The organism is Photorhabdus tasmaniensis (genome assembly GCF_011189505.1).
GTDB lineage: Bacteria > Pseudomonadota > Gammaproteobacteria > Enterobacterales > Enterobacteriaceae > Photorhabdus > Photorhabdus tasmaniensis.
Window position 1 is genome coordinate 1 of the sequence record NZ_PUJU01000062.1, and the last position, 24,175, is coordinate 24,175.

The 24,175-nt window shown below is 43.7% G+C and carries 24 protein-coding genes and 1 pseudogene; 11 read left to right on the forward strand and 14 right to left on the reverse strand.

The features are described 5' to 3' along the window. Positions 1-324 precede the first annotated feature (324 nt). A pseudogene (locus C5471_RS24560) lies at positions 325-456 on the forward strand (zinc ribbon domain-containing protein); the annotation flags it as partial. A 140-nt stretch (positions 457-596) separates the two neighbouring features. Here the strand turns inward: C5471_RS24560 and cynR are convergent. Next, positions 597-1,478, reverse strand: a complete 882-nt coding sequence (gene cynR, locus C5471_RS20280; protein WP_133815599.1) for a transcriptional regulator CynR — start codon at positions 1,476-1,478, stop codon at positions 597-599. A gap of 271 nt (positions 1,479-1,749) precedes the next feature. On the opposite strand from cynR, the gene C5471_RS20285 reads away from it, so the two are divergent. From C5471_RS20285 to fis, 5 genes are all read left to right on the forward strand, one after another. Then, entirely contained in the window at positions 1,750-1,992 is a 243-nt protein-coding gene (locus C5471_RS20285) for a YhdT family protein (protein ID WP_133815600.1), read from the forward strand. Then, positions 1,982-3,427 (forward strand): sodium/pantothenate symporter, encoded by a 1,446-nt coding sequence (gene panF / locus C5471_RS20290; protein WP_133815601.1) that lies wholly within the window; start codon positions 1,982-1,984, stop codon positions 3,425-3,427. Before C5471_RS20285 ends, panF begins: the two co-directional genes overlap by 11 nt. 42 nt (positions 3,428-3,469) lie before the next feature. Further along, complete coding sequence (gene prmA / locus C5471_RS20295; RefSeq protein ID WP_133815602.1) at positions 3,470-4,360, forward strand: 50S ribosomal protein L11 methyltransferase; 891 nt, start codon at positions 3,470-3,472, stop codon at positions 4,358-4,360. A gap of 283 nt (positions 4,361-4,643) precedes the next feature. Continuing rightward, the gene (gene dusB, locus C5471_RS20300) at positions 4,644-5,609 is read left to right on the forward strand and encodes a tRNA dihydrouridine synthase DusB (protein WP_133815700.1); all 966 of its coding nucleotides are present in this window, start codon (positions 4,644-4,646) and stop codon (positions 5,607-5,609) included. 25 nt (positions 5,610-5,634) lie between these two features. After that, a complete protein-coding gene (gene fis, locus C5471_RS20305) occupies positions 5,635-5,931 on the forward strand; it encodes a DNA-binding transcriptional regulator Fis (protein ID WP_010847912.1) in 297 nt (98 codons plus the stop codon). Positions 5,932-6,309: 378 nt separating this feature from the next. On the opposite strand, the gene C5471_RS20310 is transcribed toward fis, so the two are convergent. Beyond that, entirely contained in the window at positions 6,310-7,473 is a 1,164-nt protein-coding gene (locus tag C5471_RS20310) for a multidrug effflux MFS transporter (RefSeq protein ID WP_133815603.1), read from the reverse strand. A gap of 104 nt (positions 7,474-7,577) precedes the next feature. Here C5471_RS20310 and C5471_RS20315 point away from each other — a divergent pair, with 104 nt between their 5' ends. Then, positions 7,578-8,357 (forward strand): AraC family transcriptional regulator, encoded by a 780-nt coding sequence (locus tag C5471_RS20315; RefSeq protein ID WP_133815604.1) that lies wholly within the window; start codon positions 7,578-7,580, stop codon positions 8,355-8,357. A gap of 140 nt (positions 8,358-8,497) precedes the next feature. Here the strand turns inward: C5471_RS20315 and C5471_RS20320 are convergent, their stop codons facing one another. From C5471_RS20320 to C5471_RS20350, 7 genes are all read right to left on the reverse strand, one after another. Continuing rightward, positions 8,498-9,757 carry an insecticidal delta-endotoxin Cry8Ea1 family protein gene (locus C5471_RS20320; RefSeq protein ID WP_133815605.1) on the reverse strand — a complete coding sequence of 420 codons (1,260 nt, stop codon included), beginning with the start codon at positions 9,755-9,757 and terminating at the stop codon, positions 8,498-8,500. Between the two features lie 29 nt (positions 9,758-9,786). Further along, complete coding sequence (locus tag C5471_RS20325; protein ID WP_133815606.1) at positions 9,787-10,188, reverse strand: hypothetical protein; 402 nt, start codon at positions 10,186-10,188, stop codon at positions 9,787-9,789. 792 nt (positions 10,189-10,980) lie between these two features. Further along, the gene (gene livF, locus C5471_RS20330) at positions 10,981-11,685 is read right to left on the reverse strand and encodes a high-affinity branched-chain amino acid ABC transporter ATP-binding protein LivF (protein ID WP_133815701.1); all 705 of its coding nucleotides are present in this window, start codon (positions 11,683-11,685) and stop codon (positions 10,981-10,983) included. A 2-nt stretch (positions 11,686-11,687) separates the two neighbouring features. Continuing rightward, positions 11,688-12,461: a high-affinity branched-chain amino acid ABC transporter ATP-binding protein LivG gene (gene livG / locus C5471_RS20335; protein WP_133815607.1), complete on the reverse strand. Its 774-nt coding sequence runs from the start codon at positions 12,459-12,461 to the stop codon at positions 11,688-11,690. Continuing rightward, a complete protein-coding gene (locus C5471_RS20340) occupies positions 12,458-13,744 on the reverse strand; it encodes a high-affinity branched-chain amino acid ABC transporter permease LivM (protein ID WP_133815608.1) in 1,287 nt (428 codons plus the stop codon). Before C5471_RS20340 ends, livG begins: the two co-directional genes overlap by 4 nt. Continuing rightward, complete coding sequence (livH, locus tag C5471_RS20345) at positions 13,741-14,667, reverse strand: high-affinity branched-chain amino acid ABC transporter permease LivH (protein ID WP_133815609.1); 927 nt, start codon at positions 14,665-14,667, stop codon at positions 13,741-13,743. The genes C5471_RS20340 and livH overlap by 4 nt, the downstream gene beginning before the upstream one ends. Before the next feature lie 61 nt (positions 14,668-14,728). Beyond that, positions 14,729-15,841: a branched-chain amino acid ABC transporter substrate-binding protein gene (locus C5471_RS20350; RefSeq protein ID WP_133815610.1), complete on the reverse strand. Its 1,113-nt coding sequence runs from the start codon at positions 15,839-15,841 to the stop codon at positions 14,729-14,731. A 388-nt stretch (positions 15,842-16,229) separates the two neighbouring features. Here C5471_RS20350 and panM point away from each other — a divergent pair, with 388 nt between their 5' ends. Then, a complete protein-coding gene (gene panM / locus C5471_RS20355; protein WP_133815611.1) occupies positions 16,230-16,628 on the forward strand; it encodes an aspartate 1-decarboxylase autocleavage activator PanM in 399 nt (132 codons plus the stop codon). On the opposite strand, the gene C5471_RS20360 is transcribed toward panM, so the two are convergent. The 5 genes from C5471_RS20360 to ftsY form a co-directional block, all read right to left on the reverse strand. Further along, positions 16,616-17,755 (reverse strand): glycerate kinase, encoded by a 1,140-nt coding sequence (locus tag C5471_RS20360; protein WP_133815612.1) that lies wholly within the window; start codon positions 17,753-17,755, stop codon positions 16,616-16,618. The genes panM and C5471_RS20360 overlap by 13 nt on opposite strands. A gap of 108 nt (positions 17,756-17,863) precedes the next feature. Continuing rightward, positions 17,864-18,721, reverse strand: coding sequence for an RNA polymerase sigma factor RpoH (rpoH, locus tag C5471_RS20365; protein WP_133815613.1), 858 nt, complete (start codon positions 18,719-18,721; stop codon positions 17,864-17,866). Between the two features lie 246 nt (positions 18,722-18,967). Then, positions 18,968-19,933 (reverse strand): permease-like cell division protein FtsX, encoded by a 966-nt coding sequence (gene ftsX, locus C5471_RS20370; protein WP_133815614.1) that lies wholly within the window; start codon positions 19,931-19,933, stop codon positions 18,968-18,970. Beyond that, positions 19,926-20,591, reverse strand: coding sequence for a cell division ATP-binding protein FtsE (ftsE, locus tag C5471_RS20375; protein WP_133815615.1), 666 nt, complete (start codon positions 20,589-20,591; stop codon positions 19,926-19,928). Before ftsE ends, ftsX begins: the two co-directional genes overlap by 8 nt. Before the next feature lie 5 nt (positions 20,592-20,596). Then, complete coding sequence (gene ftsY, locus C5471_RS20380; RefSeq protein WP_133815616.1) at positions 20,597-22,108, reverse strand: signal recognition particle-docking protein FtsY; 1,512 nt, start codon at positions 22,106-22,108, stop codon at positions 20,597-20,599. A gap of 229 nt (positions 22,109-22,337) precedes the next feature. Between ftsY and rsmD the strand changes: the two genes are divergently transcribed. The 3 genes from rsmD (at position 22,338) to C5471_RS20395 (ending at position 23,534) form a co-directional block, all read left to right on the forward strand. Then, positions 22,338-22,922, forward strand: coding sequence for a 16S rRNA (guanine(966)-N(2))-methyltransferase (gene rsmD, locus C5471_RS20385; protein ID WP_133815617.1), 585 nt, complete (start codon positions 22,338-22,340; stop codon positions 22,920-22,922). 23 nt (positions 22,923-22,945) lie between these two features. Continuing rightward, complete coding sequence (locus C5471_RS20390; RefSeq protein ID WP_133815618.1) at positions 22,946-23,209, forward strand: DUF1145 family protein; 264 nt, start codon at positions 22,946-22,948, stop codon at positions 23,207-23,209. A 187-nt stretch (positions 23,210-23,396) separates the two neighbouring features. Further along, positions 23,397-23,534 (forward strand): hypothetical protein, encoded by a 138-nt coding sequence (locus C5471_RS20395; RefSeq protein ID WP_166296324.1) that lies wholly within the window; start codon positions 23,397-23,399, stop codon positions 23,532-23,534. The last annotated feature ends 641 nt before the right edge of the window (positions 23,535-24,175 follow it).

Here is a 24,175-nt window from a genome sequence, read left to right on the forward strand (position 1 = left end):
GATTTAATAAATATCAAGATTGATATTTTAAAGATATGTAAATCTCACTTCAAAACAGTCACTGGTGTGAATTTTATCGGCGTTTAAGTAACATAATGATTTAATTTATTTCAAAAAGTTTGATTTAAGTAAGATTGCTTTAATCAAGTTATGGCACCATGATAGTCAGATGTCATAAGCTGTAATTAATAGTTAACTAATAATTAATATGGTAAACTAATGTGACGTTCCATTATTTTGGTCGGGGATTTGGATGAAATTATCAAAAAACAGTGTTTGATTGCTTTTTTACGCAAACTCAGTGCCCAATACGAGAATTGACACATGTTTTTATCATTCCAGCGCAGTTATGTGGAATACAAAGCTCAGGCGGCAGACATTCAGGTTAAATATGTTAACCCGGCTTACCGCAGTAAAACCTGTTCCCGCTACGGTTATATCGGTAGACGTAACAAACATCGTTTCGCATGTCCTCACTGTGGTCTCCGCGCGCGCAGCGACTTGAATGCCAGTCGGGATCTTACGAGGATTGTCGGAACCGCAGTTCCGACAAGGGCGTTTGTAAATGCGCCTGATAGTTGGTCAACGTTTTCCCGTTATCTTAGTGCTCTATATTCCAGTGCAAGCTTGATAAATGCCCGCGACGCAGCCGTCTGGTATGCTCCTTTTCGCTGCATGAGAACCGCCGTTCTTTTCAGTAGTGAGGGAGTTAGAGCAATCGAAACCAATTCTTCCCGGTCACTGGCAATCTTTGCCGGCAGCAACGTGGCAAGGCTTGTATGTCGGATGATCTCAATGACAGCGCTCAGCGAATTGGCCTCCATCAAAACGCGAGGACGAATGTCGTTCTGCCTACAATAACGATCGATCTGCTTCCGTGTAGCGAACTCGGACGTGAGGAGAACCAGAGACTCGTTATTCAGGGCTTTCAGACTCATCGTTCGACACTTTGCAAGGGGATGACCCTTACCGACGACCAACGCTAACGTCTCCACCAGAAGTCGTTGTGCGTCGATGTCAGGCGAGTGGATCTCATCAAACGCAACCCCGACATCGAGTTCGCCATCGACCAGAAGCTCTTCAATGCGCTCCTGCGACATCTCCTGAACCGTCAACGTGACGTTGGGATAGAGATTGTGGAACGACTCGACCAAAGGGCCGATAAGGTAAGCCGTGAACGTCGGCGTAACGGCAACGCGCAGAGAACCGCGACTCAGGTCACCAACATCGTGGATCGCCCGCTCTCCTTCCGCCAAGTCCTGCAATGCCCGCCGTGCATAGCGGAAATAGACTTCGCCAGCATCCGTCAGCCGCGTGGTACGTCCGGTCCGATCAAACAGCTGGGCCCCAAGGGTTTCCTCGAGCTGCTTAATTTGCTGGGACAGTGCCGGCTGAGACACATGCAAGGCTGTAGCGGCGCGCGTGAAGCTGTGGTGCTCAGCCACGGCAAGAAAGTAGTTGATATGTCGTAAAAGCATGTGGATCTCCATAAGGTATGCCTATGGGGTGAATAATAAATCAGTCTTTTACCTTATGGATATCCAGAAGTCATTTTCAATCCATCGATTCGTGTAGTGGTCAACTCCTGCAAACCATCCCGCTACGTTCGAGCCGACAACCACGCCTTGGTTCAATTTTCAAACAAAACTCAGGCTATTAACTACATATCGTATTTTTCCTGAATAAATCCACATCTTGCCGTACAATCCCTCCTCTCCCATCTTGTTTATTTAATTACCGGAAGAACGAATGGACAAACGATTTGTTCAATCCCATAAAGAAGCACGTTGGGCTGTGTTCCTAACGCTTGCTTATCTTATTGGCTGGCTGCTGACAGCCTATTTACCCAGTGATACTCCGGGTGTCTCTGGCTTGCCACGCTGGTTCGAAATGGCATGTTTGTTGTTGCCAGTAATATTTATCATCCTCTGCTGGTTGATGGTTAAGTTTATTTTCAAAGAAGTCCCATTGGAGGATGAGAATGCAAAATGAAGTTATCTTACCTCTGCTAGGCTACCTTGCACTGGTATTTCTTCTATCAGTTTACGCTTATCGACGCCGCCAGAAAGGTACCTTCCTGACTGAGTATTTCCTCGGTAACCGTTCCATGGGCGGCTTTGTACTGGCAATGACCATTACCGCCACCTATATCAGTGCCAGCTCATTTATTGGCGGGCCAGGAGCAGCCTATAAATATGGTCTGGGATGGGTATTACTGTCGCTGATCCAGTTGCCGGCAATATGGCTTTCCCTTGGCGTACTAGGTAAGAAATTTGCCATTCTCGCCCGCCGCTATAATGCTGTCACCCTCAATGACATGCTGTATGCCCGCTACGGCAGCCGTTTTCTGGTTTGGTTCGCCAGCCTGAGCCTCTTAGTGGCTTTTGTCGGCGCAATGACAGTTCAGTTTATTGGCGGTGCGCGTCTGTTGGAAACCGCCGCAGGCATCCCTTATGGCACCGGATTACTGATTTTTGGTGTCTCTATCGCGCTCTATACCGCATTCGGCGGTTTCAGGGCCGGTGTCCTCAACGATGCCATGCAAGGGCTGGTGATGCTTCTGGGCACGGTTCTGCTGCTGGTTGCAATTATCTATAAGGCGGGAGGGCTATCAGAAGCGGTTGCCACATTACGAGCAATTAATCCACAACTGGTTTCCCCACACGGAGCAGATCATATCCTCAGTGGGCCTTTCATGGCATCGTTCTGGATATTGGTCTGTTTTGGCGTCATTGGGCTACCTCATACCGCCGTTCGTTGTATCTCCTACCGTGATAGCAAAGCCGTTCATCGTGGGATTATCATCGGTACTATCGTCATGACTATCCTCATGTTCGGTATGCACTTGGCAGGTGCTCTCGGCCGGGCAGTTATTCCTGATCTGACCATTCCCGATCAAGTGATCCCAACGTTGATGATCACCGTCTTGCCACCATTCGCTGCTGGCATTTTCCTAGCCGCACCGATGGCGGCAATTATGTCAACAATTAATGCGCAATTGCTGCAATCTTCTGCGACGATCGTAAAAGACCTCTACCTGAATCTGTTTCCACAACAAATCACACAAGAAAAGAAACTGACACGGATTTCCAGTTTTTCCACCCTGATCCTTGGCTTGTTACTGCTTTTAGCCGCCTGGCATCCACCAGAGATGATTATCTGGCTGAATCTGCTGGCTTTCGGTGGCCTACAGGCCGTTTTCCTCTGGCCATTAGTGCTAGGACTATATTGGGAAAAAGCTAATGCATATGGCGCTGTCAGTTCGATGATTACAGGGGCAGTAAGTTATACGCTATTCGCCAGTTTCGATATTCATCTATTAGACTTCCATCCGATCGTGCCATCACTGCTACTTAGCCTGCTGGCTTTCGGGATGGGTAATACCATCGGCCACCGGCTGCCGCAACGAGTCGTTGAGCTTAATTAAGCGCGTTGTTTTAACCTATTTTTTAATAAAGAGAATTTTTTTATGCCTTGGATACAACTTCGATTAAATACCACAGGAGCGCAGGCTGAATCCTTGGGGGATAATCTAATGGAAAGTGGAGCCGTATCAGTCACCTTTCAGGACAGCCACGATAACCCAGTATTCGAGCCCTTACCAGGCGAGACCCGTTTATGGGGAGATACCGATGTCATCGGACTTTATGATGCTGAAACGGATATGAAAGCAGTGATCAGCCAACTCGAACACGTTCCTCAGTTAGGTCAGGGATTTATCCATAAGATCGAGCAATTGGAAGACAAAGATTGGGAACGTGAATGGATGGATAACTTCCACCCAATGCGTTTTGGTCACCGTTTGTGGGTCTGCCCAAGCTGGCGCGATGTTCCAGATCCAGATGCCGTTAACGTCATGCTGGACCCTGGGCTGGCTTTTGGTACAGGCACCCACCCAACCACAGCGTTATGCCTGCAATGGCTGGACAGCCTCAATCTGGAAGGTAAAACCATCATTGATTTTGGTTGTGGCTCCGGCATATTGGCAATTGCAGCGCTAAAACTCGGTGCGGCACACGCTATTGGCATCGATATCGATCCACAGGCTATTCAAGCCAGCCGCGATAACGCAGAGCGTAACGGCGTTCTGGGGCGTTTAACGCTATATTTGGCGAAAGATCAGCCAAACGATCTTGAATCTGATGTAGTAATTGCTAATATTCTGGCAGGCCCTCTGCGTGAACTCGCACCTATAATCGGTGCATTACCAAAATCAGGTGGTCTGTTGGGTTTATCGGGTATTTTAGCAAGTCAGGCAGAAAGTGTTATTCAAGCCTATACTGATAAATTCGTGATCGATCCTGTTGCGGAGCAGGAAGAATGGTGTCGGATATCTGGGGTAAAAATAGTAGCAAGTTAGAGTTATTTTATTTTGTCATGATGGCGAGAGTAATTTTTGATCACTCACTGATGATAATCCGTGCTATCGGCAAACTGGCTGATAGAAAAATCCTGAGTGATAAACTTCACCAATGACATATAACACCATGTTATTTATGAACAATTAGATTTATCCCAGAAAGAAAGCTGGAAAAAAATTGTAACAAATGTCGATTTGCTCAAAGTTTGGCCTTTCATATTTTGCGAAAAATGCGTAATATACGCGCCCTTGCAGTCACAGTATGGCCACTCTTTCTTCGTCTATGCGTATCGGACAATACCAGCTGAAAAACTGTCTTATTGCGGCCCCAATGGCTGGCATAACTGACCGTCCGTTTCGGTCACTATGTTACGAAATGGGTGCAGGTATGACAGTATCGGAAATGCTATCTTCCAACCCACAGGTCTGGAAGACAGACAAATCCCGGCTACGTATGGTTCACAGTGACGAACCGGGAATTCGTTCCGTGCAAATTGCCGGCAATGATCCTGATGAAATGGCAGCGGCAGCGAAGATTAACGTCGCTAATGGTGCTCAGATCATTGATATCAACATGGGGTGCCCAGCCAAGAAAGTGAATCGTAAGCTGGCAGGTTCAGCTTTATTGCGTTACCCGGAATTGGTCGAAAAGATCCTGTCCGCAGTTGTAAATGCAGTAGATGCTCCTGTTACGCTGAAAATTCGCACTGGATGGTCGCCAGAAGAACGAAATTGTGTAAAGATTGCCCGATTGGCCGAGCGTTGTGGTATTCAGGCTCTGACGATTCACGGCAGGACTCGATCCTGTTTGTTTAACGGAGAAGCAGAGTACGATAATATTCGGACAGTTAAGCAGACTGTTGCCATCCCGGTTATTGCCAATGGTGACATAACTGACCCGCTTAAGGCCAGAGCAGTGCTTGAATACACCGGGGCTGATGCCCTGATGATAGGCCGCGCTGCTCAGGGAAGACCCTGGATCTTCCGGGAAATCCAGCATTATCTGGAAACAGGAGAATTGCTGCCACCGATGCCGATAGGCGAAGTGCAGCATTTAATGAACGAGCATATACGGGAATTGCACGACTTTTATGGTCCAGGCAAGGGAGCCCGTATCGCACGTAAGCATGTATCTTGGTATCTTCGGGAACATGCTCCTGATGACCAGTTCCGGCGCACATTCAACACCATAGAGGATGCTAGCGAACAGCTGGAGGTGTTGAAGGCATATTTCGAAAATTTTGCGTAATATAAAGAAAAGAGCTGACAGAACTATGTTCGAACAACGCGTAAATTCTGACGTACTAACCGTTGCTACTGTAAATTCACAAGATCAGGTTACTCAAAAACCTTTGCGTGACTCAGTTAAACAAGCACTGAAGAACTATTTTGCTCAACTAAATGGTCAAGATGTTAATGACCTGTATGAGTTGGTACTGGCTGAGGTGGAGCAGCCATTGTTGGACATGGTGATGCAATACACCCGTGGCAACCAAACACGCGCTGCCCTGATGATGGGCATCAACCGTGGCACACTGCGTAAGAAATTGAAAAAATATGGCATGAACTAATCGCTATCAATTAGTTCATTAAAAAAGGCACTTTACCTTTTGGTAAAGTACCTTTTTTGCCAAAGCAAGAAAAGTAATGCCTAATTTTGGGGGCCTTACGCGACAAACATGCAGATTATTTAGTTGCCCAGCAATTCTGAATCATCTGCATCAAGTTTCCCTTTTGCCTTTTTTGCGGCAATATGAAGCAGCCTTATTATTTCCTCCTCATCATACAATCTCATACCAGCCAGCTCCGCTGGTGTTGGTTTCGTTGGAATAACTGCATCACTAAGCCCGTTATCTATCGCATGAAGCCATATTGATACAAAGTGTAATCCAGAAAGTGACTGCTCCCCGCCGTAAATGTCGATAGTTTAGAATTATTCCAATATCAGATCATTCCGTAATTGATGTATTACTCTCTGATTTTATTAATATTAAACAATTAATTACCGCCAAAAATAGAATAAAACAACCACAGCATACCAAGACAACACCAAGACGTTGGTTCCAACCCGCTAACGCCAATCCCCCACCCAATATCAAATAATATAGCAAACCAAACAATGCTCCTGCTGTTCCCAATCTATCGGTATAATCAATCAATGCAGAAGCCAAGATATTGGGAATGGCAATTCCGTAAGCTACAACAATCAAAATCATTGGTAGGATAAAAAACCAGGTGGCTTCCAGTGCCATTATCATTCCTCCGCCTATCAGGAGGATAATCGCAGCAAGTAATACTGAATTTGGTGAACGCCATTTTTTGTTTAACAAGAATTTATTTAACCAAGCGCCGATACCTGACCCTAGCGCCAAAAGCAATCCGGTATAACCAAACGTCTCAGAAGAGAATCCCAACCGTTCAAAATTAAACGGAGCTAATTGATAATAACTAAACAAACATAAATTAAAGAGTGCTATCAACAGAGCATTGCGCCAAATTGCCACATCCTTGAACATCATAATTAAAGTACTTGTTAGCGGTATTATTACCACTGCTGCCGGGCGGGTTTCAGGCAGATAAATAGCAGACCAACCTAACAATAATACCGCAAGGAAAGACAAACCAAAAAAGACGACTTTATATCCCCCTAAATACACCAAAACAGCACCACTCATCATGCCAACTGCCGGACTTACCGCTAAAGCTATGCCCATGACGGAAAACACCCGAGCTAATTCGCTTCCCTGATAAGAATCTCTCATCATGGTTTGAGTTCCTATCGAACCGACTGCGGCACCAAATGCGGATAACATTCTGGCAACCAGTAATAACTCAAATTGGCTGCTGAATAATGCCATTAATGAAGCACCACTATAGAGTAGCAACCCACTCAATATCGTTGGACGTCTACCTATGAGATCACACATGCGCCCCCAGATAACCACGCCGATAGCAAAAGCGAAAAAATATAAAGATAAAGTTTGAGCAGCCTGTTCAGCACTCACCTTAAATCCCTTTGCAATATCGGTTAATGCCGGGCTATAGATGGTCTCTACAACTTGTGGAAACATCATTAGCGCGGTTGCCAGCATAAGCCCAAGTTTACGTTGCATTGTGATTTTGCCTGATTCAATTAGATGATAAGCATAAGTTAGCATGGTCTCAATCGTCGTATTATAATAATAAAGACAATTTATTTATAAAATAGGACATAAATATGGCATGGCTTTCCCGCGATGATAGTTTTGATCCCGATAGCTTCGGAGTACCGGTTGTTGGAATCGCCGCTGAACTAGGTCAACATGATTCAGGATTTCATCAACATGAGATGGGGCAATTATTATTTACCCAGCAAGGGTGTATCAGTATCACCCTAGCGGATCACTTATGCATACTTCCGCCAACCCGGGTTGCCTGGATCCCACCCCGTATCTCTCATAGAGCAGAGATAAAAGAATCTGTCGGATATCGTTCGATTTATCTGGATATCAATCAGATCGGGTGTCTGGCAGAACACATTGAAGTACTGGAAGTAACACCTTTGCTGCGTGCAGTATTGGAACGAATCGCACTATCGCCTTTTAACACAGACTGGTTACATGGGCCTGCTGCTAATCTATTAGCGGTTTGTCTTGACGAAATCCGCCTGGCAAAGAGAGAGCCAACATTATTGCCACTCCCTTTCGATCGTCGTTTGGCTTGCATCCCTATGACGACACTTCCACCACCGCTCAAAATACTGGCAATGAATATCGGTGCCAGCGAGAAAACTATCAGCCGGATATTTCGCCGGGAAACAGGTTTAAATTATCAACAATGGCGGCAACAATGGCGCTTGATCAAATCTATAGAATTACTGGCGAAACAAGGTAATTTGTCATCTGTCGCCAATGAATTAGAATTTGCCAGTGATAGCGCCTTTGCAATATTTTTCAAAAAAATGACCGGTCGATCACCAAGGGAATATATGTCTGCTTATAAGGAAGGTAATTATTGAGATAATATACAGAAATTGCCGACATCAAAAGCATTCTTCACCATATGAACAGAGATGTCGGCAAATGTATCAAATAAAGAAGAAAACTAAATAAAGGCTAATAACATTCTACGTATATAAAATACACTTGTTAAAAGCTATCATTTTTCATCGTCATTTATCAGCTGATAAGATACAGCAATATTTGCCGCCTGACGAGCTAATGGGCTGTAATCACTGGATAAATATACCCCTGAAATATAGTGACTTTCACCAATATGAAATTTCCTATATCGAGATGTTCCAGGATCACCAAATAATAATGAGCGACCATCACTCAAAGTAAAGACGGCTCTATCAACAGCACCGTTGCCCCATACTTCTAAACTGGTAATTCGACTACCATTCAAAGAAATAGATGTCGTCTCATCAGATATTGTACCTAACTGATGGCGACTACTATCATCAAATACAACTGTCAGCCCCCCTACTCTCGGAGCCCCTCCAATACGCACAATATGTCCGGTTAACGAATCTATCTTTCTTCTTTTTCCTCCATTAAGAGCCGGTTTGAGAGGTGGAGCCATATCTTTCTCTGGAGTCAATGCCTGAATTCTGGCTTTTGCTGTTTGACGGTCAAAGAAAGTAGAATAACTTAAAACATCAACATAGATTTTATTATTGACAGACTCAGCTTCACTTAATTTATCCCAAATACTGATATATTCAATCCCATGTAAACGACAGTGGCCATGAACAGACATCACATTATTTGCAACAGTGTCAGCCGTCGAGTTATTAAGAGCATCATTAAGCTCTCTATCATATATGTTATTAATATAACTATTAGCCTGTTCTACCGTCTTTTTAATTAACCCTCGGACTTTTTCAACATCAATATTACTAAGCCCAATTTCATCTTTTCTCTCTAAACCAGCAACCCAATATGTTATCTGCATCATAACTGTAGTAGAAAACATAGGTAATATTTGATAGTTAACATCATCCGAAAAATTATTAAATTTTTTGTGATAACCATCTATATTTTCTGCCAGGTTATTAAAAGCACTCCTCGCTTCTTCTGATCCTGGATGCTTCTCAAGAAGATCAGCAACGGTTGCCATTCGCTCTTGTATATATGCAATATCACCAGCAAGGATACCTTTAATCGTCTTTAACGCAGACTCCTCTATCATCCTTTCAATTTGTTTGACAATCCCTTCCCATATATTTTCTTGCGATTGAGGCCAGAATAAACCGACTAAAAAAGATATGGCAGGGCCAACTGAGGGTATAAAAGATATTCCCCCTATGATTGCATTTTTTACAATGTCAGTAACATCCCACTCTAATGCGCTCGTCTTTACAGCATATTCATTAGCCACGATGGTTCTTATGTCTAAAACATTATCTGTATGCATAATGAAACCCTTCAATCAAAATAAGATGTTTAAACCAAATTTGCCGTAACATAAGCAACTTTATCCGAGTTATTATAGATAACAAATTTACTATAATAGAAAGAGTTGCCAGGCACGTTTAATACCCTCTCTTCTCCTAATCCTACATCTATCGAACCAGACTCAAACCATTCAGAGGTAAAACTATGAGACCAGTAAAATTTAGCCGTAACACTATTTGCTAGCCCTGTATTTACAACTTTCAGCGATTGTCTGGATTCTGGAATTACTGGTGTATCTATTCTGAATACTTCCACACTAGCATGAGGTGATATAGTCACATCAATCAAAGGACCAACTGCATTTAAGTCTTTATATACTGGAACAGAAGCATTAGAATAAACTTCTGCTTTTTGTTCATCTGAATCAACAACAATAGTTATTCTAGACATATTTATTTTCCTCATTAAAATTTAAATAAAACTCACTCAACTTACATATAAATATTTTAAAAATACAGCATTATCACTTAATTAAAGATACTCTTTAATCATCATATAACCACTATTACTTTTAAAAATTAATTCCCCAATATATTACGTGGACTTTACATGCCACAATAACCCACCAGAACATTAAGATATCCATATTATAAGAAAGTCATTAACGAGACATATCTAAAACAAATCACAATAATATAAAACTATAGCAGATATATAGTTTGTGTCAACGCTTTGCTTCAATGAAATTACTATTATTCAAGAGTTGATGAAATTATATGATATATAAAAATACATAAAAATATATATATAAAAAAATTGAAATGGAAATTATTGTCATTATGTTATTCACCTGAGATTATAATATTAATCTTGGTTGCCATAGTGCTATATAATTATATTCTTTATTTTCCAAGTTTACCTTTATCCAGTAAACTATAATAATTCATTAAATTCACTCACAACGTTAAAATGATAATAAATAAAATAGCCGAGCATCCCAAGCATATATTTCTGTTATATTATAATTAATAATATTTTTATTACCAATTGATTATATCTTCTACAAGACAACAGATAAATATTCTTAAAAGCATTCTCTTTCTGATGAAAGAAAATTAACTTAATAACAAAATAATTTTGACTGTAAATTTTAGCCACTCAAATTATGCTGAATAAAACTAATTGGCCTTTCATGACTTCACCCATAAACTATATTGCTTAGAATATGACGAAAAAAATACCTCACTCTCCCCCCAAATACGCATTTCTCACCGCTTCATTAACCAATAATGCAGGCCCACTGTCTTCTAGTACGATCTTACCGTTTTCCAGTACATATCCCCGGTCAGCCAGTTTTAACGCCTGATTTGCATTCTGCTCAACCAGAAAGATGGTCATCCCTTCTTCCCGCAACTGCTGAATGGTATCGAAAATCTGTATGATAATTATCGGTGCCAACCCCAGTGAAGGCTCATCCAACAACAATAACTGCGGCTGACTCATTAAAGCGCGGCCAATTGCCAACATTTGCTGTTCACCACCGGACATCGTCCCAGCCCGCTGATTTCGCCTTTCCTGTAACCGGGGAAATAAATCATAAACCCGTTCAATACGCTGCTGATACTGAGTTTTGTCAGCAAAAAAGCCACCCATTGCCAAATTTTCTTCCACTGTCATACGGGCAAAGACTCTGCGCCCTTCAGGAACAATCGCAATGGCCTCACGCATAATACGTGCAGTCGGCCATTGCGTGATATCTTTGCCGCGAAAAATAATAGCGCCCTCAGTCGCTCTGGGTTCACTACATAACGTATTGAGCAACGTCGTTTTTCCTGCGCCGTTCGCACCTATCAGAGTGACAATTTCTCCTTGTTGAATATTCAAACTCACCTGATGCAACGCCTGAATTTCTCCATAGTGGGCAGATACTTGTTTAAATTCCAACATCATTAATACACCTCTCCCAAATATGCCCGAATAACGTCCGGGTTGTTACGAATCTCTTCCGGTCGACCTTGCGCCAAAGGTGTTCCCTGATTAACCACATAAATACGATCAGAAATCCCCATCACCAGTTTCATATCGTGCTCAATCAGCAACACAGAAACCTGATGATGTTTTCTCAGTTCAGCAATTAAGACATTAAGTTCTGCTGTCTCTTTCGGGTTCAGGCCCGCAGCAGGCTCATCCAGCATCAAAACTTCCGGGCGTGTTACCATACAACGGGCAATCTCCAGACGACGTTGTTGACCATAGGCCAAATTACCCGCAGGTCTGTTTGCCAGTGGTAATAAGCCAATTCGCTCCAGCCAAATGACAGCCCGATCTACAGCCTCAGATTCCGCACGTCGAAATGCCGGCATGTTGAAAAGCCCGGAAAAAAGACCGCTTTTCAGATGCTGATGCTGTGCCACTAATAGATTTTCAATCACAGTCATCTCACGGAACAATCGCACATGCTGAAATGTTCTGACAACGCCCATACGGGCAATAGCCTGCCCGGATAACCCTTCCAGATGTTTTTCCCGCAATGTTATTGTGCCGCTGGTCGGACGGTAAAATCCTGTCAGGCAATTAAAGATCGTGGTTTTCCCTGCGCCATTAGGCCCAATAAGAGAGACAATTTCGCTTTGATTTAATATCAGGGCAACATTGTTAACCGCCAGCAAACCACCGAAGAGCATGGTCAGATCGGAAACCTGCAATAATGGTATTGCACTCATGCCTGTTCTCCTCCCTGAGGTTGGCTTTCCTGCCGTTTAAATTTAACATTATGGCGTTTCATCGGTAGCAATCCTTGCGGACGCCAAACCATCATCAGCACCATCATTGCCCCCAGAAGTAACATGCTGTAGGCATTCAAATCACGCATCATCTCACGGGAAACCACCAGCAGAATGGCCGCGAGAATTACCGCAGTTTGCGAACCCATTCCACCCAGTACCACAATCGCCAGCACGAAAGCAGATTCAACAAAGGTGAAGGATTCTGGGCTGATGAAACCCTGCCGGGCAGCAAACAAGGTGCCGGCAAAACCGGCAAATGCAGCACTGATAGTAAATGCGGCTAGTTTAATACGGGTTGGACTCAGCCCAAGAGAACGACAGGCAATTTCATCTTCACGCAGTGCTTCCCACGCGCGACCTAATGGCATACGCAGTAACCGATTGATAATAAATACAGTCAGTATCACCAATAACAATGTGACCAAATAGAGAAAAATAACCCGGTCACTTGGATCGTATTGCAGACCAAAGAAGTTATGGAAAGTATCCCACCCTCCCTCTTTCACGCTGCGGTTAAATTCCAGCCCGAAGAAAGTCGGTTTTGGGATCTGGCTGATACCATTCGGACCACCCGTTATTTCAGTATTATTCAATAGCAGAATGCGAACAATCTCGCCAAAACCAAGTGTAACAATTGCCAGATAGTCACCTCTCAATCGCAATACCGGAAAACCTAACAACAGCCCCGATAAAGCAGCCGTTAATCCCGCCAACGGTAAACTCTGCCAAAATCCCAACCCGTAATAATGGCTTAGTAAGGCATAGGTATAAGCGCCAATAGCATAAAAACCTGCATATCCAAGCACCAGCAACCCTGATAAACCAACGACTACATTCAACCCCAGCCCCAACATGACATAAATTAATGTCAGCGTAGCGATATCAACGCTGCCACGGGAGACAATAAATGGCCAGACAATCGCGGCAACAATAATCAATGCTGCCAGTCGTTTTTGTCCTTTGGTTGAACCATCGAAATCCGGCAACGTCCAGCTTTTAACCGGCACTTTTTTCATCGTCTGCTGAACAACTGGACGTAATAGCTGGAATAGGAAAACAACCGTACAGCCGATGCCAATCCATAGCCATCGGACTTCATCGGCTCGGTAAACGACCAACTTCGTACCATCCAGTGACAACTGCATCCCCATCATAAAAACAGCCAGCACAAATAAAACGGCTGAGGCGATAATGGCATTAATCCAATTGGCATGTTTCATACTTTTTCTACCTCTGGGCGACCTAAGATCCCGGTAGGCATAAACAACAACACAACGATAAGCAGAGCAAAGGAAACCGCATCTTTATATTCTGTGCTCAAATAAGCAGATGTCAGGGCTTCAGAAATGCCTAGGATCAAACCGCCAATCATTGCCCCCGGAATGCTGCCAATGCCCCCCAATACGGCTGCGGTGAAAGCTTTCATTCCTGCCATAAAACCGATATACGGATTTATCACACCGTAAAACTGCCCCAGTAAAACACCAGCTACTGCTGCCATTGCCGCGCCGATAACAAAGGTCAAAGAAATAATTTTGTCGGTATTGATCCCCAGCAAACTGGTCATTTTCAGATCTTCCGCACAGGCACGGCAGGCACGTCCCATACGGGAATAGCGGATAAATATCGTCAGTACCAGCATGGAAAGAAATGTTACTATCCAGATAGTCAGCTGCATCGCAGTTATACTGGCAGAAAATCCATCACTTTCACCCAATAGCCACTGCCCGGAAATCAGACTTGGCAATGCCAGATCGCGGGAACCCTGTGACAAGCTGACATAATTTTGCAGGAAAATAGACATCCCAATTGCAGAAATCAGCGCAATCAGACGCTTGGAATGGCGAACGGGTTTGTAAGCCACCCGTTCAATACTCCAGCCATAAGCGCTGGCAATCACAATTGATGTTAAAAAAGCAGCAGTAATCAGCAACCAGCCCAGATCAATTCCCATCATCATCAGAGCAGCAATCACGATAAAGGAGACATAACTGCCAATCATATAAACTTCACCATGAGCAAAGTTAATCATCCCGATAATGCCGTAAACCATCGTATAGCCAATGGCAATCAATGCATAAGTGCTACCCAGGGTAACCCCGTTTAACATCTGCTGTAAAAAATAGAGAAATTGCTCTGACATATCTTGTACCTCTGGAATAGCAGCCCCTGTCAAGCAGGGGCTGACGGCTATTCGGATGGCTTTACTTCACAGAAGTAGAAGAACCGTCTGCATGCCATTCAAAAATGCCGAACTCGAACCCTTTCAGGTCGCCAGCCTGATCCCAGCTCAGTGTTCCCATCACGGTATCGACAGGATTAGTTTTCAGGTCTTTCACCAAATCAGCAGGTTCCATGCTGCCGGTACGGTTCATTGCCGTTGCCAGAGATTGCAGGGCGGCATAAGTTGTCCAGACGAATGGGCCCGTTGGATCCTCTTTCTTAGTTTTGATTGCATCAACGATGGCTTTGTTTGCCGGAACTTGATCGTATCGTTTAGGCAGTGTTACGAACATTCCTTCAGAAGCAGCACCAGCAATATTAGACAACGAAGAGTTACCGACACCTTCCGGTCCCATAAAACGGATATTCAAACCCGCTTGTTTAGCCTGGCGCAGAATTTGTCCCATTTCAGGGTAGTAACCGCCGAAATAGACAAAATCTACATTTTCTTTTTTCAGGCGGGCAACCAGTGCTGAGAAGTCTTTATCACCGGCAGTAACACCTTCAAACAATACCGTATTGACTCCCATTTTTTTCAGTTTATCGAGAACGGAACGTGCCAACCCTTCCCCGTACTGCTGTTTATCGTGAACAATTGCCAGCCGTTGAGGTTTGATCTTTTCAACAATATATTGCGCGGCCGTTGGACCTTGATCAGAATCCAGCCCAGTGGTACGCAGAATCATTTGGTAGCCACGCGTTGTCAGATCAGCATTAGTTGCTGCGGGCGTAATCATAATGGCACCTTCATCTTCATAGATATCAGATGCCGGCTGAGTCGATGAAGAACAAAGATGACCAATAACATAACGAATGTTGTCATTAATCACTTTGTTAGCAACGGCTACAGCCTGTTTTGGGTCACAGGCATCATCATATTCAACGCCCACCAGCTTATCGCCATTAATACCACCTTTGGCATTAATATCCGCAATCGCCTGACGTGCGCCAGTAAATTCCATATCACCATACTGAGCAACCGGGCCAGACATCGCCCCCACAATCGCGACTTTAATCTCTTTTGCCCACAGTGAATAACTCATCACCATGGCAAGACAGCCGGTTAATAATGCTTTACCTGTTACGATTTTCATTTATTGATCCCCGTATTGTTATTGGCCTGCTGATTGTATTTGCCTTTAAGATCTTCCATCATCTGGCTGGAAATCATGGCCATTTGTGATTAATGATTAGATAAAGTGATTTTTATTAATAAGATTTTATTTTTCATGTTATTAAAATAGCATTTCATGCTTAAAATCAAATTGGCAAGGTAGCAAAAAGCATCAAATACAGAATAAAATACCGCCAAAGAGGGTTGTAATTTAGACTAATCATGGTGTGATATTCTGGTTAAATATTAGTAAAGCAATCTTTAACTCGAAAGATCGATCATGTTAAAAACATTTTCTCCAGTAACGTATAAAAATAGTCTCACAACATTCTGACTGTTTATTCATCTACAATGGATATGGAAAAACCATGAAGTTAACTATTGAACAACTGACTGTTTTATCAGCACAAGATATGATTGATTTGGGGAAAATCTGGCCTCAGCAAACGCCAGAACAATGGCAAATCCATCTAAAAAACGGCAATAAACTGTTCGCCGCCCGTTTCAATGACAGATTGTTGGCCGCAGTAAAAATCACTCTAAGTAATCAATCCGGCCTGCTTGAAGATTTATGTGTTCGTGAAATAACACGTCGCCGGGGGGTGGGTTTATATCTGGTAAATGAATTAAAGGCCCGGCATCCTGCTGTTAAACAGTGGAAGCTAAGTCTCGCGGGTTTCCCTGATGCCAACGAACCGGCATTAAAAGGTTTTATGAACGCCTGTGGTTTTCGTTATGAAACCACTTCAAACTATTACTTGGGCTGACTCATCTTCCAGACGGCAGCCACATTGCGGGCTGTCACCCGCAAATTCTGATGCCCGCAAGCAAGAGCATCAGAAAGAGAACAAACACCGGGCATAATTGAGAAAACAGCATCCAACCCATGCTCATGAACGACGTTATAGTCCTGACTCATACCGCCGACCAATGCAACGGTTGGAATAGCATACTTTTTGGCGATACGGGCAACGCCGATGGGTGTTTTGCCGTAAACAGTCTGGCTATCTATCCGGCCTTCCCCAGTAATAACCAAATCAGCACTTTGTACCACTCTCTCCAGTTCCAACGTGGAGATAACAATATCAATTCCCGGTTGTAATTTAGCGTTCAACCAACCAAGTAAAGACGCCCCCATACCACCTGCGGCTCCCGTACCCGGTACATCCATGACCTTCGTTTTTGTCAGGAATTCAATTTTTTCACCGTAATGACGCAAAGCCGCATCCAATTCTTTCACCATCTCCGGTGTCGCCCCTTTCTGTGGCCCGAAAATAGCAGATGCACCAAACTCACCACATAACGGATTAGTCACATCACAGGCGACGATAATTTCAGTCTGACTCAAACGAGGATCCAAACCAGAGAGAACGATTTCAGCAAGCTGACTTAATGCGGCCCCGCCTGCCCTCAGCTCTTCACCACAATCATCAAGCAAGCGAGCACCCAATGCCTGCATCATACCGGCACCACCATCATTAGTCGCACTACCACCGATACCGAGGATTATCTTACTGACACCTTTATTTAAAGCAGCCAATATCAGCTCTCCGGTACCATACGTCGTGGTTATCAGCGGATTACGCTTTTCCATCGAAACCAGATGTAAGCCAGAAGCCGCAGCCATTTCAATAACCGCAGTTTTTCCATCACCCAGTACCCCGAAAAAACTATCCACAGCCTGATTTAACGGGCCGGTAACAGACAAGTGGATAACTTGCCCATCGGTGGCGGCTACCATTGATTCAACCGTACCTTCACCACCATCTGCCATCGGTAGTTTAATGTATTCAGCTCGTGGATAGATTTCACGAAATCCCTGTTCTATCGCTTCAGCAACCTGCGAAGCGCTGAGACTTTCTTTAAATGAATCAGGTGCAATAACAATTTTCATCGGATTAGTTTGGTTGAAGACGCTGAAAGAAGGAACAAAAAGGGCGATAAACCATTATCGCCCTCTTAACTTATTCATTGTGAATGCGTTAACGCAAAATCACTTTATTTATGCTTCAATGGCTACACGCAATTTTTTCATGGCATTCTTTTCAAGCTGACGTACACGCTCCGCAGAAACACCATATTTATCAGCCAGCTCTTGCAGGGTAGATTTGTTATCATCATCCAACCAGCGGCAACGGATAATATCCTGACTGCGCTCATCTAAGCCTTCTATCGCTACCGACAATTTATCAGCGGCATGGTTTTCCCAGTTATCCTCTTCAATGCCATCTGCAAAATCAGACGCTTTATCCTGAAGATACAAAACTGGAGCAACCGGCAAGCCTTCCTGACCATCATCATCAGCAGACATATCAAACGCCATATCCTGTGCTGACATACGAGATTCCATCTCACGCACATCTTTACTGGTCACACCAAGTTCTTTGGCGACCATTTCCACTTCGTCCTGATTAAACCAACCTAAACGCTGTTTAGTTTTGCGCAGATTGAAGAACAGCTTGCGCTGCGCTTTAGTGGTTGCAACTTTAACAATACGCCAATTACGCAGTACATATTCGTGGATTTCAGCTTTAATCCAGTGAACAGCAAAAGAAACCAGACGCACCCCCACTTCCGGGTTGAAACGACGTACTGCTTTCATCAAGCCAATGTTCCCTTCCTGAATTAAATCGGCCTGGGGCAGGCCATAACCAGCATAACTGCGAGCGACATGAACAACGAAGCGCAGATGAGACAGAATCAGCTTCTTAGCTGCATCCAGATCTCCCTGGTAATGCAGCCTTTCAGCCAGTTCCTTCTCTTCCTCTGCTGTTAGCATCGGGTAGGTATTAGAGGCACGAATATAGCCCTCTAGACTTCCTTGAGGAACTAACGCTAAAGTTTGCATTTCTTTGACCATTCAAATCCTCTCAAATTAAGGCTCAAATCGTTAGTACAGATTACATCAGTGTTTATAAACCAATGCTCAACATAAGCGGTACAGTCTATCACCAGAATGTGCATATTCAAGTTACAGATGCGTGGAGTTGTAATAATTTCAGGACAGATAACATCCACCGTGGGATCACGGAACAAAAAATAACAGATTGTTTTATATCTATGCAAGTAACTTTATTTGTACCCGCCATAACAAACATTAATTCAATTATTCTGGCGTAAAGTGGCGCAAATGCTGGGTTGTCGCCAACCAAGCAGCGACCCAACCAATCATCGCGGAGATTAAAACTAACAACAGGGATTCATCCCATGAAAGCCCATGTAAATTAAACGTCGTACCAAACACACTGGCAACTTGTGTGACAACATCAGAGAGCTTCCATACCAACAGGGCAGAGAGTATCAATGATAACATCGCACCAAGCCCCCCTAATAAAGCGCCGCCATTGAGGAATGGACGCAAAATGAAACCATCAGTCGCACCAATCAGCTTCATCACGTTAATTGTGTCACGATGACTGAAAATACTCAGACGCACGCTGTTACCGATGACCAAAAACAACGCCACGACCATCAGAATACCAATCACTGCCGCAATCTGACCGACAAGCCCCGTCAACGCCGCCAAACGGGCAAACCAGCTATCATCCATCCGAACTTCTTCAATACCCTTGATCTGAGAAACCCGGTCACGCAACGTAGTCAAAGTCTGTGAGCTTTGGAAATCGATTTTCGGTGTAATGATAGCGACTGCGGGTAGTGGATTCTCTTCCAGCATATCCAGCGCACCGCCAAAACCAGACCAGGTACGGAACTCCGTCATCGCTTCCTGACGTGAGAGATAATTAACATTATCCACACCATCAAGTGCTTTCAGTTCACTTATTAATTTCTGAGCACTGTTATCATCCAGTGATTTATCGAGATACACCGTCAATTGAGGGGTGGGATACCATTTTTCCGCAGCCTGGCTGACATTCTTCCAGATAATGTAACAAACGCTTGGTAATGTCAGAGATATCGCAATAACCATAATCGTCAACAGAGTTGCCAGTGGCTGACGCAACATATCTGTCAGCGCATTCATCCAGGCATGCTCACGCCATCCCCCTTGCAAAGCTTTACTTTTCGATCTTGTTACTTTCCCCGCTGCCTTACGCACATTTTTAACCATGATGTTCTCCCGCCATACGGCCCTGGCTCAGAGTCAAAATACGATATTTCCGTCGTTCAATCAGTGCCATATCATGGGTCGCCATCAGCACCGTCACCCCTACCCGGTTAAATTCTTCAAACAGCCGTAAAATACCCTCTGACAACTCACCATCAAGATTACCGGTCGGTTCATCCGCCAACAAAACAGTTGGCTTATTCACAACGGCGCGAGCAATGCCGACTCGTTGCTGTTCCCCGCCCGAAAGCTGAATCGGAAAATTTTTCGCTTTGTCCAGCAGACCCACTTTATCCAATGCCGCAGAAGTCCGGCGACGAATATCTTCCGTACTCGCACCTGAAATAATCAGTGGCATTGCCACGTTATCGTATACCGTCCTGTCCAACAATAGATGGTGATCCTGGAAAATCATACCAATCTGGCGACGCAGGAAAGGTACCTCACGACTCTTCAACCGGCTGATATCATGACCGGCAAACCAGATATGTCCGGTGCTAGGTCGTTCAATGCCACAGATGAGTTTCAGCAAGGTACTTTTACCTGCCCCTGAGTGACCAATTAGAAATGCCATTTCCGCAGGGCGCAAATGAAAGTTCACCCCTTGCAGGGCTTGCCGTCCGCCCAGATAAGCTTTACTGACCTGTTCAAAGCGAATCATGGTAATTAATCCTCTCGGGCAAAAAGTGCCTCTATAAAATCATCTGCCTTAAATGGCCGCAGATCTTCAATTCCTTCACCGACACCAATATAACGGATAGGAATTTCAAACTGATCAGCAATGGCGAAAATCACCCCACCTTTGGCAGTCCCATCCAGTTTTGTCAGTGAGATACCTGTCAGCCCTACAGCTTCATGGAACAATTTAGCCTGACTTATCGCATTCTGGCCGGTGCTGGCATCTAATGTCAGCATAATTTCATGTGGCGCATCTTCGTCCAGTTTTTTCATCACCCGGACAATTTTCTTCAACTCTTCCATTAGGTGAGATTTATTTTGCAAACGACCTGCGGTATCTGCAATCAATACATCTACACCTTTAGCTTTAGCTGATTGAATCGCATCGAAAATCACGGAAGCGGGATCAGCACCAGTATGTTGCGCTACCACCGGGATACGGTTACGTTCCCCCCACACCTCTAACTGCTCAACGGCGGCGGCACGGAAAGTATCCCCTGCGGCCAACATGACCGATTTACCTTGCGCCTGGAACTGGCGTGCCAATTTACCAATTGTTGTTGTTTTACCAACACCATTAACACCAACCATTAGAATGACATACGGTGCTTTTCCTTCGATATCCAGCGGCTTATCAACTTTAGCCAGAATGCCAGACATCTCTTCTTTCAATTTGGCATACAATGCTTCCGCATCTTTCAGCTCTTTACGGCTGGCATGATCCGTCAGGCTGCCAATGATTTTGCGGGTAGTATCAACACCAACATCAGCAATCAATAACTGCTCTTCCAATTCATCAAACAGATCATCATCGATCTTTTTACCACTGAACAAGCTGAGAAAGCCGGACCCCAGATTCTGACGGGTTTTAACCAGACTGCGTTTCAAGCGGGTGAAAAAGCCCTCTTTAGTGGGACGCTCTTGCTCTTTTGATATCGCTGGCTTTGACTGCTCTGCCGCTAATCTTTCAGCTTCTTCAACAAGACGCTGGTGTTCTGCCTGCTCTGCCGCTAATCTCTCAGCTTCTTCAACAAGACGCTGTTGTTCTGCCTGCTCTGCCGCTAATCTTCTAGCTTCTTCAACAAGACGCTGTTGTTCTGCCTGCTCTGCCGCTAATCTCTCAGCTTCTTCAACAAGACGCTGTTGTTCTGCCTGCTCTGCCGCTAATCTTTCAGCTTCTTCAACAAGACGCTGTTGTTCTGCCTGCTCTGCCGCTAATCTCTCAGCTTCTTCAACAAGACGCTGTTGTTCTGCCTGCTCTGCCGCTAATCTTGCAGCTTCTTCAACAAAATGCTGTTGTTCTGCCTGCTCTGCCGCTAATCTTGCAGCTTCTTCAACAAAATGCTGTTGTTCTGCCTGCTCTGCCGCTAATCTTGCAGCTTCTTCAACAAAATGCTGTTGTTCCGCTTGCTCTGCTGCCAATTGTTCTTCTTTTTGCTGTTCTTCCTGACGGCCACGCCCGAACCAGGAGAAAAAGCCTCTTTTTTTCTCTTTTGCCATCAGCCATTACACTCCTCAAGGTTAAATCATGGCGTTATAACAGTGAATAATAACGAAATTAGATGCAGTCTAACATTTTCGTAGTAGCGCAACACATATCAATGCATGTATTTCATGGTAAATTAATGCCCGCAAGATTTAACCCGTATTTCCTTAAACTGGCACTTTTAAAAATAGGTCATCAATTGTGCAGCACTATCTGATGACGAGTAATTAAGTTACGTAAATTATGGCAAAAAAACTACAACGACAATCTATGGGACAAATCCGTATTATTGGTGGAAAATGGCGAGGCCGGAAATTACCTGTACCGGACAGCCCTGGGTTACGTCCAACCACCGATCGCATCAGAGAGACCCTGTTTAACTGGCTGGCTCCGGTTATTCAGGAAGCGCGCTGTCTGGATTGCTATGCAGGAAGCGGAGCACTTGGATTAGAGGCACTTTCCCGTTATGCAGGACAGGCGACACTTATCGAATATGAACGTGATGTAGCAAAACAACTTTCCGCTAATCTGGCTCTGCTCGGCGCTCAAAATGCCGAAGTTATTAACGACAGTGCGTTAAACTGTTTATCTCAACCGGGAACGCCCTATAATGTCGTTTTCCTTGATCCACCTTTCCGTAAAGGAATGCTTGCTGAAACCATAAAGTTGTTGGAAAAACAGCATTGGCTGGCAGATGAAAGCTGGATTTATGTTGAGGCTGAATCTGAATCAGCGGCAGCTGATGTGCCTGTCAACTGGCAACTTCATCGCGAAAAAGTAGCTGGACAAGTCGCATACCGGCTTTATATCCGCTACTTACCCGCCTAACTACTCTCTTGGAGCACACTCTGATGTTTATTCAACTGGGAAAACTATTAATGGTCTGCGTTTGGGGATTCTTGATATTTAACCTAATCCATCCATTTCCAAAACCATTGAAATATTTTATGGATATCGCCATAATTTTCATGGTGGTAATGCATGCATTGCAGATGTTACTGATGAAAACCAGCCAACCCAAAGACCAAAAACTTTCTGGCTTAATACAAACCAAAATTTTCTTTTTTGGTGTCTTTGAACTATTGGCAATGCAGAAAAAACAGTTAAAAAAATAAATCATTAGCGGGAAATGCCTACTTATAGTAACAAGCAAACTGGCAAAAACGGATAAGCATAGATGCTAGCGTCCGTTCATAGCCGTCCGCTTATTTACTCTGCATTGGAAGAGATCTTTAATGTGTTTGCCTGAGCAACAACTTCAGGCTAAACACATAAATAAAAATAACCATTAAAGACAAGATAATGAATGAATATGACATTATTTGCCATCCAAAAGTTTCGGTAAAATATGCAACTGCCGGAAAGAGAATCAAAACGATTAAACGTGCAAATGTCGATAATAAAGAGTCAAATGTTGATCTCAAACTGGCATCAAAATAATCGTGATAAACAGCTATTAATCCCATTATTAGATATTGGTTACTAGCAAATATAAAAATTAAAACTACAGGTATTAAGTATGGATAACTCTTTACCGCTGGTAAACATATTCCTGTGGAAAAAATATTAAAAGGAAGCCAAGAGAAATCAATTTTTTGTTATTATTAGATTGAGCCATAAGAATAAAAAAAACAATATTCCATATGGAAATAAACCTTTGATAAATATAAAAAATACATATAAAACATAGAGTTGAAAATATTTAGTAAATAATTTTTAAGTACACTATATTTGTAACAACAGAGAAAATATAAATAGGTTTTCATAATAGTGATACACCCATTTTTACCCTTCCCGATTTTTGCTGTTGTTGTAATGATACTGCTTCCATGAATACCTTTACATGTTGAAGCCATTGCCACATAAATTGACAACAGTAGTTCGGTGTCACGTCGTTCATTTCGGAGTATCGATGCGATGATAGGTATAACGCAGTCCGTTTGGTGATTTTTGACGATTAATCAGATCGTCAAAATCGGACTGAGTTCCCTCCAGTGATCTACTCTTTTGAAATCTTATTTAATCAATAAATTAACCCAGTACCGTGGCGGTAAAACGACACATTGGATCCTCACGCCAGT

What these genes read in the sequence shown, in the direction of transcription:
- dusB (WP_133815700.1), top strand. Translation starts at nt 4,644, where the DNA reads ATGCGTATCGGACAATACCAGCTGAAAAACTGTCTTATTGCGGCCCCA.
- C5471_RS20360 (WP_133815612.1), bottom strand. Translation starts at nt 17,755, where the DNA reads ATGAAAATTGTTATTGCACCTGATTCATTTAAAGAAAGTCTCAGCGCT.
- C5471_RS20395 (WP_166296324.1), top strand. Translation starts at nt 23,397, where the DNA reads ATGAATGAATATGACATTATTTGCCATCCAAAAGTTTCGGTAAAATAT.
- prmA (WP_133815602.1), top strand. Translation starts at nt 3,470, where the DNA reads ATGCCTTGGATACAACTTCGATTAAATACCACAGGAGCGCAGGCTGAA.
- C5471_RS20310 (WP_133815603.1), bottom strand. Translation starts at nt 7,473, where the DNA reads ATGCAACGTAAACTTGGGCTTATGCTGGCAACCGCGCTAATGATGTTT.
- livG (WP_133815607.1), bottom strand. Translation starts at nt 12,461, where the DNA reads ATGAGTGCAATACCATTATTGCAGGTTTCCGATCTGACCATGCTCTTC.
- C5471_RS20350 (WP_133815610.1), bottom strand. Translation starts at nt 15,841, where the DNA reads ATGAAAATCGTAACAGGTAAAGCATTATTAACCGGCTGTCTTGCCATG.
- ftsE (WP_133815615.1), bottom strand. Translation starts at nt 20,591, where the DNA reads ATGATTCGCTTTGAACAGGTCAGTAAAGCTTATCTGGGCGGACGGCAA.
- rsmD (WP_133815617.1), top strand. Translation starts at nt 22,338, where the DNA reads ATGGCAAAAAAACTACAACGACAATCTATGGGACAAATCCGTATTATT.
- panF (WP_133815601.1), top strand. Translation starts at nt 1,982, where the DNA reads ATGCAAAATGAAGTTATCTTACCTCTGCTAGGCTACCTTGCACTGGTA.
- C5471_RS20325 (WP_133815606.1), bottom strand. Translation starts at nt 10,188, where the DNA reads ATGTCTAGAATAACTATTGTTGTTGATTCAGATGAACAAAAAGCAGAA.
- panM (WP_133815611.1), top strand. Translation starts at nt 16,230, where the DNA reads ATGAAGTTAACTATTGAACAACTGACTGTTTTATCAGCACAAGATATG.
- ftsX (WP_133815614.1), bottom strand. Translation starts at nt 19,933, where the DNA reads ATGGTTAAAAATGTGCGTAAGGCAGCGGGGAAAGTAACAAGATCGAAA.
- ftsY (WP_133815616.1), bottom strand. Translation starts at nt 22,108, where the DNA reads ATGGCAAAAGAGAAAAAAAGAGGCTTTTTCTCCTGGTTCGGGCGTGGC.
- livH (WP_133815609.1), bottom strand. Translation starts at nt 14,667, where the DNA reads ATGTCAGAGCAATTTCTCTATTTTTTACAGCAGATGTTAAACGGGGTT.
- C5471_RS20340 (WP_133815608.1), bottom strand. Translation starts at nt 13,744, where the DNA reads ATGAAACATGCCAATTGGATTAATGCCATTATCGCCTCAGCCGTTTTA.
- C5471_RS20315 (WP_133815604.1), top strand. Translation starts at nt 7,578, where the DNA reads ATGGCATGGCTTTCCCGCGATGATAGTTTTGATCCCGATAGCTTCGGA.
- fis (WP_010847912.1), top strand. Translation starts at nt 5,635, where the DNA reads ATGTTCGAACAACGCGTAAATTCTGACGTACTAACCGTTGCTACTGTA.
- C5471_RS20390 (WP_133815618.1), top strand. Translation starts at nt 22,946, where the DNA reads ATGTTTATTCAACTGGGAAAACTATTAATGGTCTGCGTTTGGGGATTC.
- C5471_RS20320 (WP_133815605.1), bottom strand. Translation starts at nt 9,757, where the DNA reads ATGCATACAGATAATGTTTTAGACATAAGAACCATCGTGGCTAATGAA.
- cynR (WP_133815599.1), bottom strand. Translation starts at nt 1,478, where the DNA reads ATGCTTTTACGACATATCAACTACTTTCTTGCCGTGGCTGAGCACCAC.
- livF (WP_133815701.1), bottom strand. Translation starts at nt 11,685, where the DNA reads ATGTTGGAATTTAAACAAGTATCTGCCCACTATGGAGAAATTCAGGCG.
- C5471_RS20285 (WP_133815600.1), top strand. Translation starts at nt 1,750, where the DNA reads ATGGACAAACGATTTGTTCAATCCCATAAAGAAGCACGTTGGGCTGTG.
- rpoH (WP_133815613.1), bottom strand. Translation starts at nt 18,721, where the DNA reads ATGGTCAAAGAAATGCAAACTTTAGCGTTAGTTCCTCAAGGAAGTCTA.